At 54.3% G+C, this 9045-nt stretch carries 7 protein-coding genes; 4 read left to right on the forward strand and 3 right to left on the reverse strand.

All coding sequences use genetic code 11. From position 1 onward, the window contains the following. Positions 1 to 204 precede the first annotated feature (204 nt). The 4 genes from ACIQ2T_RS09840 (at position 205) to ACIQ2T_RS09855 (ending at position 5560) form a co-directional block, all read left to right on the forward strand. Positions 205 to 2445, forward strand: a complete 2241-nt coding sequence (locus tag ACIQ2T_RS09840; protein WP_397583412.1) for a TonB-dependent receptor — start codon at positions 205 to 207, stop codon at positions 2443 to 2445. 107 nt (positions 2446 to 2552) lie between these two features. Beyond that, positions 2553 to 3479: a VOC family protein gene (locus tag ACIQ2T_RS09845; RefSeq protein WP_397583411.1), complete on the forward strand. Its 927-nt coding sequence runs from the start codon at positions 2553 to 2555 to the stop codon at positions 3477 to 3479. Between the two features lie 117 nt (positions 3480 to 3596). Further along, complete coding sequence (locus ACIQ2T_RS09850; RefSeq protein WP_397583410.1) at positions 3597 to 5354, forward strand: FAD-dependent oxidoreductase; 1758 nt, start codon at positions 3597 to 3599, stop codon at positions 5352 to 5354. Between the two features lie 56 nt (positions 5355 to 5410). Beyond that, positions 5411 to 5560, forward strand: a complete 150-nt coding sequence (locus ACIQ2T_RS09855; RefSeq protein ID WP_397583409.1) for a hypothetical protein — start codon at positions 5411 to 5413, stop codon at positions 5558 to 5560. A gap of 267 nt (positions 5561 to 5827) precedes the next feature. Here ACIQ2T_RS09855 and terL read toward each other — a convergent pair whose 3' ends face one another. The 3 genes from terL to ACIQ2T_RS09870 are packed head-to-tail and all read right to left on the reverse strand — an operon-like array spanning position 5828 to position 8973. After that, the gene (gene terL, locus ACIQ2T_RS09860) at positions 5828 to 7249 is read right to left on the reverse strand and encodes a phage terminase large subunit (protein ID WP_397590660.1); all 1422 of its coding nucleotides are present in this window, start codon (positions 7247 to 7249) and stop codon (positions 5828 to 5830) included. Beyond that, positions 7236 to 7649 (reverse strand): DUF5681 domain-containing protein, encoded by a 414-nt coding sequence (locus ACIQ2T_RS09865; RefSeq protein WP_397590661.1) that lies wholly within the window; start codon positions 7647 to 7649, stop codon positions 7236 to 7238. The genes terL and ACIQ2T_RS09865 overlap by 14 nt, the downstream gene beginning before the upstream one ends. Continuing rightward, positions 7642 to 8973, reverse strand: coding sequence for a site-specific DNA-methyltransferase (locus ACIQ2T_RS09870; RefSeq protein ID WP_397590662.1), 1332 nt, complete (start codon positions 8971 to 8973; stop codon positions 7642 to 7644). Before ACIQ2T_RS09870 ends, ACIQ2T_RS09865 begins: the two co-directional genes overlap by 8 nt. Positions 8974 to 9045 lie beyond the last annotated feature (72 nt).

The raw sequence follows: 9045 nt of genomic DNA on the forward strand, positions 1-9045 counted from the left end.
CTTGAGCCCTTGACCAGAATCAACCATGAATTTGCGCACTTTATACGTTGACAGTCCGCTTTCATGTTTCCGCAAATCCAGCCAAACGACATAAAATCAAACGTTTGAAGCTTTTAGTGCAAATACTATTTGATTGAACAAATAGGATTTGGTACCGGCATGACTTATGGCGCGAACCGGCGCCCTTCATTGGGGAGGATTGAAATGACTTTCACTCGGATTGGTATGGTGTGTTCGTTTACGCTTGGGTTAGCCACACTGTCGGCCCCCGCATCCGCGCAGGAAGCTGTGGTAGGCGATCAAGAGGGGGGTATCACAGACATCGTTGTCACAGCTGAAAAGCGCTCAAGCACCTTGCAGCGCACGCCGATCGCTATCGCGGCGTATGACCAGAGTGCCCTCGACAGTAAGGGGGTTGTCGATGTCACGTCCATCCAGTCGCAGGTTCCTAGTCTCAAGTTCACAGTCCCGCAGGGCGTCGTCCAGATCACGTTACGCGGTGCAGGCAACGATTCGGTAACCACTGGCGCGGACAACGGTGTGGGCTTTCACTATGACGGCGTTTACATTGGGAACCCCGCTGGTGGCCTCGCTGATATCTGGGACGTCGAGCGTGTCGAAGTACTGCGCGGGCCGCAGGGGACCCTCTATGGTCGCAATACGACTGGCGGTGCAATCAACATCATCCCGGCCAAGCCTACCGCCGACTTTGAAGCGAAGGGTGATTTTACTTACGGCAGTTATAACTTCCTGCGCGCGCGCGCTGCCTTAAACCTTCCAATAAGTGATGGTGTTGCTGCTCGTTTTGCGATCACGCGTTCGTCGCGAGACGGTTTTCTCAAGAACACTAACCCTGCAGGCAAGGATGGCGCGGATCTAGACCTTTGGACTGCGCGTGGTATCCTCGCAATCGAGCCATCCGACAACCTAAAGTTTACGCTAGTGGGCACTTATTCTGAAAACGATGACAATTCCAGTAGCCCGGTTCGGGTCGGCGCTAACTATCCCCGAGGCGGGCCGGCAAATCTGCTGACAACGATCTACTCGACTGTTCCGGCGAAATCGACTGACCCTCGTGTGACGAACCGAAATCTGAACGAATCGACCCTGCTCCGCTTTTATGGCACTGCGGGCACGCTTGAATGGGACTTTGGTCCAGCAACCATCCGTTCGACGACGTCCTATTACAAATCGCGGCGGCGCACGATCAGCGATTGGGACGACTCCCCATTGAACTATATCGCCTTGGATACCGGCGACGCGGGCAGGCAGTTCACTCAGGAAGTGACGCTAATCTCAAATCCTGGTGGAAAGCTGGATTACATTCTCGGTGTTTATCATTATGATTTCAACAATGCGAACCGCGTAATTGTCGACATAGGCGAAATCGACGGTGCGCGTCCTGGACCTTTCGTTGGGACAGATATTTTTCTTGACGTCAACGACACCCTCAATTTGCGGTCTCACGCGGTATACGGGCAGTTGACGTATCACTTCAGTGACGCGCTTCGTTTGACTGGCGGTTTGCGATACAACTGGGATAAGAAATCAAGCTCGACCTTGATCCACCCTCCTGTAGTAGGGGCGCCTCCAGTAGTTCCGCCGCCCACTTTCCAACTTGCGTTCGATATCGACGCTGAATGGGAAGAGCCGACAGGCAAAATTGCTATCGATTACGATATCAGCCGAAACAACATGATCTATGGGAGTTATTCGCATGGATACAAAGCTGGCGCAATCAATCCGCAAGATCCTACAACTCCGACCACCAACAAAGAACTTGTCGATTCATGGGAAATCGGTTCGAAAAACTACTTTTTTGATCGGACTGTGCAGTTCAATATATCTGCCTTCTACGCCAAGTACAAAGACGTTCAGATCAACATTTTTCCAGTAACGAGCGCAATTCTGGTTAACGTTCCTGGCGGAAGTGCCAAAGGCATCGAAGTGGATTTCGTTCTTGAGCCAACTATTAACTTCCGCATTGATGGCTCATTAGGTTTTATTGACAGCAAGTATGACGCGTTTGCAACCGGTAATCCGCGCTTCCCAACTGGGCCGAACAGCTTGCGTCAGGACCAGATTGGAGGGAACCCTCTAATCAATACGCCGAAGTATACGTTTGCCGTGGGCGCGCAGTATGAAGTGGATGCATTCGGCGGGGAAGTCGCCTTCCGCGGTGACTTCTCTTACCGTTCGCACATCAACTTTGACATCTTCGGCAATACGGACATGCAACAGGAAGGGGTCACCAAGACTGATTTGCGGGTAAGTTGGACTTCACCATCGCAGCGCTTCACGTTCCAGGCTTTTGTGCTCAACCTTGAGAACAAGGACGTGAAGTCTGCAATGTTGCGGCCCGGCGGCATACTTGGCGCTGATGTTCCGCTCGCATGGTATGCACCACCGCGCACTTGGGGTGGCTCTTTCAGCTTTAAGTTCTGATGACTGCACATTTGCGCCGCGCTCGTCGACCAGCCTGTCGTAGTCAATTGGATGCAAGATTGGCGCGCGCTTGGCGTTAACACGTTCGAGAGCTTGCCGGAGCTTTTTTGAAAAAACTGGAAAAACTGTGGAGGATCACCATGGCTGAAATTTCGTCTCTAGGATATGTAGGCTTTGGCGTAAGCGACCTAGCTCGCTGGGAAGAGCTGGCGATAGATATCCTTGGCCTGCAGGTCGGCAATCGCGAACCGGGCAAGTCCCTTGCTCTGCGAATGGACGAAATGGAGCAGCGCATTGTACTAGTCCGCGACGACTCCGACGATCTCAAGTACCTCGGATGGCTGTTCGATTCGCAAAGGGAGCTTGAGGTCTATATCGAGCAACTCTCAGCGTCAGGGATAGAAGTTAGCGCCTGTTCCGAGGAATTGGCATCCGAGCGTTGCATGGAAAAAGTCTATGCCTGTGTGGATCCAAACGGCGTTCGGCAGGAATTCGCCTTCGGCCCAAAATATGTGTCGAGCGACAACAGTTTTACCTCCAAAGTACTGAAGGGCAGATTTAGGACTGATAAACTGGGCGTCGGACATGTTTTGGAGGTCGCTCGCGACTATCAGGAAACAGTCGACTTTATCACCTCTAATCTAGGCTTACGGGTCAGCGACTACATTCGCGCTCCTCTCGAGACTTCGCATGGCGTAGTCAATGTTGATGCGACTTTCTTTCACACACGGACTGGGCGACATCATTCGCTTGCAACAGCCCAGATCCCATCCCCCAAACACATCCACCATATTATGCTTGAAGTAGAAAAGATGGATGACGTCGGATTCGCGTATGACCGATGCGTAGCCGCAGGCTTTCCCATCGGGATGACGCTTGGTCACCACCCTAACGATAACATGTTCTCTTTCTATGTGGTGACGCCATCAGGCTTCATGATTGAGTATGGTTATGGTGGATTGGTCATCGATGATCGCGATTGGGAGGTAAGAAGCTACCCACAGCTAAGCGATTGGGGGCATGCGCATCCCTGACAAACTTAAATATATGATTTGTAATGATAAATGCAAATCAATTTCACGACAGCATAATGTCGCAAACCAGCTTCATTTGGCTCACGCAATATACAACCTCTATTTCTTGGAGCGGATATGACAAACATTATAGAAACAGATGTTTTGGTTGTCGGGGCGGGGCCTTCGGGATCGATTACCTCATTGCTGTTGTCTGATCAGGGTATACGCAATATCATGATCAACAAGTATGGCTCAACGTCGCCAGGCCCTCGGTCGCATATAACCAACCAGCGCGCGATGGAAATCCTCCGCGATTTGGATCTTGAGGATGCAGCCAATGAACTGGCTACGCCTCAGGCGATGATGGGCAATGTCTTTGCAGAGAGCGTGGTGGGGCAAGAGTTTGGAAGGCTTTATGCTTGGTCAACCCATCCCACGGCAAAGGCAGCACACGACCTAGCTAGTCCCTGTTCTGTTTGCGACCTGCCGCAGCTATACTTCGAGCCGCTTGTTGTTTCCCAGTGCTCCTTGCGCGGCAGTGACGTGCGGTTTCATACGGAGTATGTTTCGCATGTTCAGGACGCGGACGGGGTCACTGTTAAAGTCCGAGACAATCTGACAGGTAGCGAATACAAGATCCGTGCGAAGTACCTCGTTGGCGCCGACGGCGCCCGCTCAAAAGTCGCTGAAGACATCGGCCTTCCGTACGAAGGCCAAATGGCTGTAGGTGATTCGGGCTCACTGAATATCGAGTTCACTGCCGACCTGTCAGAGTTCGTCTCACATCGCCCCAGCGACATGTTCTGGTTGCTGCAATCCGGCATCGGTGTGAACGGAACCGGTGTTGGCGTGCTCCGAATGGTTCGGCCCTGGAACAAATGGGTCTGCGTTTGGGGTTATGAGCTCGCTGGCGGCCCGCCGCAGCTGAACAAAGAAGAGGCTGCTGCAGTCGTTAAGAAGCTGATCGGCGACGAGACCATCCGTGTCACCGTTGACGCGATGTCAAACTGGACCATCAATCAACAGTATGCAACGCGCATCAGCAGTGGGCGGGTATTCTGCATGGGCGACGCGATCCATCGCCATACCCCCATGGGAGGGCTTGGCCTGAACACGTCCGTCCAAGACGCTTACAATCTGGCCTGGAAACTGGCGCTGGTGATCCGCGGTGCTGCCGGCTCTGCACTGCTCGACACATATGACGTCGAACGCGCACCGGTTGCCCAACAGATTGTGCAGCAGGCGTACAAGAGCCTTGAGAAGTTACCCCCGATGTTTGCTGCACTCGGCTTACCGCCAGTGCCGTCACAGACCGACCTCCAGAATGCGCTCACAAGTCTCAAATCAGCCGACGCCAAGGGCGCCGTCATGAGAACCAATTTGCGTGCAGCTATTGATGACACATTGGTTGGATTCGGTGGTGGACATGGCGTCGAAATGAACCAGCGTTATTCGTCGTCCGCGGTTGCAGCCGATGGAACTCCTGATGCAGGCTTCTCCGTTGATCCGATCTTCTATTACGAAGCAAGCTCGCGTCCAGGCAGCCATCTGCCGCACGCTTGGTTGATTGCTGGCAAGAAGAAAGTCTCCACACTCGACCTTTGCGGAAAGGGACGGTTCACTATCCTGACTGGAATCACAGGCGGTGCCCTATGGGCCGCTGCGGCCGAAAAAGCTTCTACGGCGCTCGGAGTGGAAATCGTCGTCCACGTTATCGGTCCAGGACAGGCTTACGAAGATTCATGGGGCGAATATCGGAAAGTCTCGGAAATCGACGAGAGTGGCGCGCTGCTTGTCAGACCGGATATGTTTGTGGCTTGGCGTTCGCTTGACGGGAAGAACGCTGAGGCCGATAAGTTGACTTCGGTCTTGAGGGCCATTCTGGGCGTATAACATTTGGCGCAACTCGTGGCTTAGATTAGCTGAGTGCTGGCCTCGTTTGGGAGTTGATGTTAGGCGGCGAGCTTGCGATGTTGCAAATGCCGATGTTCGAAGGTCAGGAGGGCTGGATGTGGGAGTTGCGGAAGGGGAGCACCGCGATCAGCATGGGCTCGGGCGGTCTTGCGGTTGCACGCCGCTTTGAGACCAGTATAAGCTGAGCCCCAACATGAGGACCGACGAGAGAACATTTAGTTACCGACGTCGGGCGCGAAGCTGCTGTCAACATAGCGGATGAACGAAAGCCTGCTTACCGCGATTGCGCCCCTAATAGCAGACTGTCGGCATCGTCCAACAAATCAGTAATATCAACCTTGCTGACGCAATGTCAGCTTTTGGGGGAGCCAGCAGGCGCTCACAATGACTGCATTTGGGCGCAAAGCGGACCTTCCTTTTGGTATAAGCGAACGTTCTTTTGAGCACCGGCATCACACTCCACATATCCTCGCAAACTGCACGACCCCCGACCGCATATCAAAGTGCCAACTCAGAAACTGACCGATAGAGTCGACCTGATCATCGTGACGGCCATTCGGAAAGCTCGCGATCTCGGCCCGAAGATCCTCAAGCCAAGGCGCCCGCTCCGGTAGCCAAACATGCCCAGCCTCGATGCGGGCTGATTGCGCATGCAAACGGGTGATCTTGTCATCCTTTGGTAGGAACGCGGTTGGATAAGGGATACCATGATGCTCGGTGCGCAGCTGCTGGATGAGGGATGTACCTGACCCTTTGTCTTCAATGATGATATTGCGAGCGTTCCATTGGGTCGCCAGTTCTACAATGCGCCGCTTTAGCGATGGAAAATCCCGCCGCGCCCGATCGACATCGAGAAGATACAGGTCGCCCCCTGCCACGCCCCACGTTGTGCATACGCTAAAGTCATGCTGTTCGTCCGCCTTTGAGGCTGTATCCCATGACTGGCAGATGGTCATTGCATGTTGCGGAGGCGGAGCCGCGTAGCGCTTGAACCAGGCCCACTTCACAACTTCGCCATCGGGAGGAACTGGGCACTGTTGATATTGCGCCGAGAAGATCGTCGAGCCTAAAGCCAGCTTGAGCCCTTCGAGGATCGCCAGCGTTTCGCGCGCAGGGTGGAGGATGTCGCCTGCCTTGCGGTCATATACCTTGCCTGGTCCTATGGGGATCTTCGCATCCTCCTCGGCAATCGCTGGCAATCGGAGTGTAACCCAATCATCGAGCCCCTCAACATGCCCCGCCAGATCATCCATATGCAGGCGCTGCTGGACAAGAATGATTGCGTCATTCGCCTTGTTGTTAAGCCGGGACAGTAGCGTCCTGCTGTACCAACCATTCACAGCCTCGCGCTTTGTCTGCGACATCGCATCTTCAGGCTTGAGCGGATCGTCAATGATAATGAGATTGCCGCCGCGACCCGTAAGCGTTCCGCCAACAGAGGTCGCATAACGGTAACCACGCTTCGTGGTTTCGTAGTTTGCTTCCTGGTTCTTGGCAGGGCTTATCCGGGTGTTCGGGAACAGCTCACGGTACCATTGCGCCTGCATTACGGCGCGGCAGTCGCCTGCATGCTTGGCGGCAAGGTCAGCAGAATAGCTCGCCGTGATAATCTTGGCGGTAGGATCATGCCCCAGAAAAAATGCAGGGAAGGCAACAGACGCGCATACTGACTTGAGCGAACGCGGCGGCACTTCAATCCGTAGCCGTTTGATTTTGCCCTGCCGGACCAGTTCCAGATGATGGCAGATCGCCATGAGATGCCAGTTGGGCAAGAACGGCTCGCCTGGACTGACCGTGGCAAAGGCCTTCATAACAAACCGGTAAAGGTCCTGCCGCAACAAGGCCTGTAGCAGCCGCGGATCATGCGCCGTCATTATTAGTCTCCGGAAGGTCAATAAGCCCTGCACTGGCCAGGATCGCAATGTCTTCTGCTGCCATCAACCCATGATCAGCAGTGCTCTCTGCATCGGGGATATGTGCAGCCCTCAGCGACAGCAGTATCTGAAGGGCCCTCAGGTCTCCGCCAAGCGCCTTTTCACGCAGGCGCAACAGTAAGGCAGTCTCAGAACTTACCCGTTTGCGTTTTCCATTGGCAGTGATGGTTACCTTCTGAGCAAGCACGTCGCCAACAAGGCTAGCCATGTTGCGCTTACCGCGAGGGCGACCTTTGGGATTGCCCGACTGCCCTTTTTTGAACTGACTGTGCTTGGGCGGCTTACCATAACCAACCGCGTCCTGATCAATCCGCCCCTGTTCATAGGAAGCGTCAGTCATGATCACCTCCCGTGACGGCCAGCTGTTCACGCGCTGTGAAAGCCTGGCCTGTCTCAACAAGCACCGGCATCTGTCCGAAGGCGTTCAGGAAGCGGCGCAGGATCACATCACAATAGAGCGGATCAAGCTCTAGAAGCCGCGCCGTGCGCCCGCTATGCTCTGCTGCGATCAACGTAGTTCCAGAACCACCAAAACCATCCAAGACAATATCATCCCTATCGCTGGCATCCTTTAGTATATCGCTGATCATTTCCGCAGGCTTGACGGTCGGGTGCCAGCCAAGTTCCTCTGAACGCGCCTGCGAAAAACTGTTTGCACCAGCATGGTTCCAGACATTGGAGCGGTGCCTGCCATTACTGCCAAGCTCAACATTGTTGATATGCGGCCGCTTCCCTTTTTTGAACACCGCCACCAGCTCATGCTGGGACCTGTAGAGCGATCCCATGCCCGCATTGCTCTTGGCCCAGACACACAGGTTCATCCAGTCGTCATAGACTGCCTTGCCCGCACCCAGAAGTTCGGGAAGATGCCGCCAATCCATAAACACATAATGTAGCGAACCGTCGCGGCTGACCTTGGCCATTGCAGCAAGGGATTGCTCAAGAAAGCGGGTGAACGCTGCTTCGCTGAGTTCGCCACAGCCTTGCACAAACTCGCGGTGCCGAACCTTGCCGAGACCAGAGACGTGGCCGGCGATTGGAACATTGTAAGGCGGGTCGGTAACGATCAGCCGGGCTTTCTCCCGCCCCATAAGTTGCTTATAACTCGCATGATCGAGCGCATCGCCGCACAGCAGCCGGTGCCGTCCCAGCTGCCATAGGTCACCTGGTCGGCAAACTGCCGGACCATGCTCGATCACCGGCACGTCATCTTCGGCCACCGTGCTATCGCCAGCATCCATGATGAGTTCAATTTCGCGCAGGTCGAAGCCTGTTAGCGTTATATCAATTTCAAAATCACTAAGTTCGCCAAGTTCCAAGGCTAACAGCTCTCTGTCCCAACCAGCCTTTTCGGCGAGCCGGTTGTCGGCAAGCACATAAGCGCGCTGCTGCTCAGGGGTTAGCCAGTCGATCTGTAGTGTTGGCACTTGGATAAGGCCAAGTGATTGCGCAGCTGCCAGGCGGCCGTGACCGGCAATAACCTGTCCCGTGCCGTCGACCAGCACCGGATTTGTAAAACCGAATGAACGAATGCTATCGGCAATCAGGCGAAGCTGCTTCTTGGAATGGGTCCTTGCATTGCGCGGCGCTGGGCGCAGCTTATCGATACTAATCAGCTTTGGTTGCGGAAGCTTTATTGCGGGGATTTCAGATTGTGTATGCATGGAAATTCACCTTAATCATCGGGTTGATGGAGCAAGGAGATCGGCTCTGCCATGGCCACATAGCGTGCGGGC

The organism is Sphingorhabdus sp. (genome assembly GCF_044357595.1).
In the GTDB taxonomy this organism is placed as follows: Bacteria; Pseudomonadota; Alphaproteobacteria; order Sphingomonadales; family Sphingomonadaceae; genus Sphingorhabdus_B.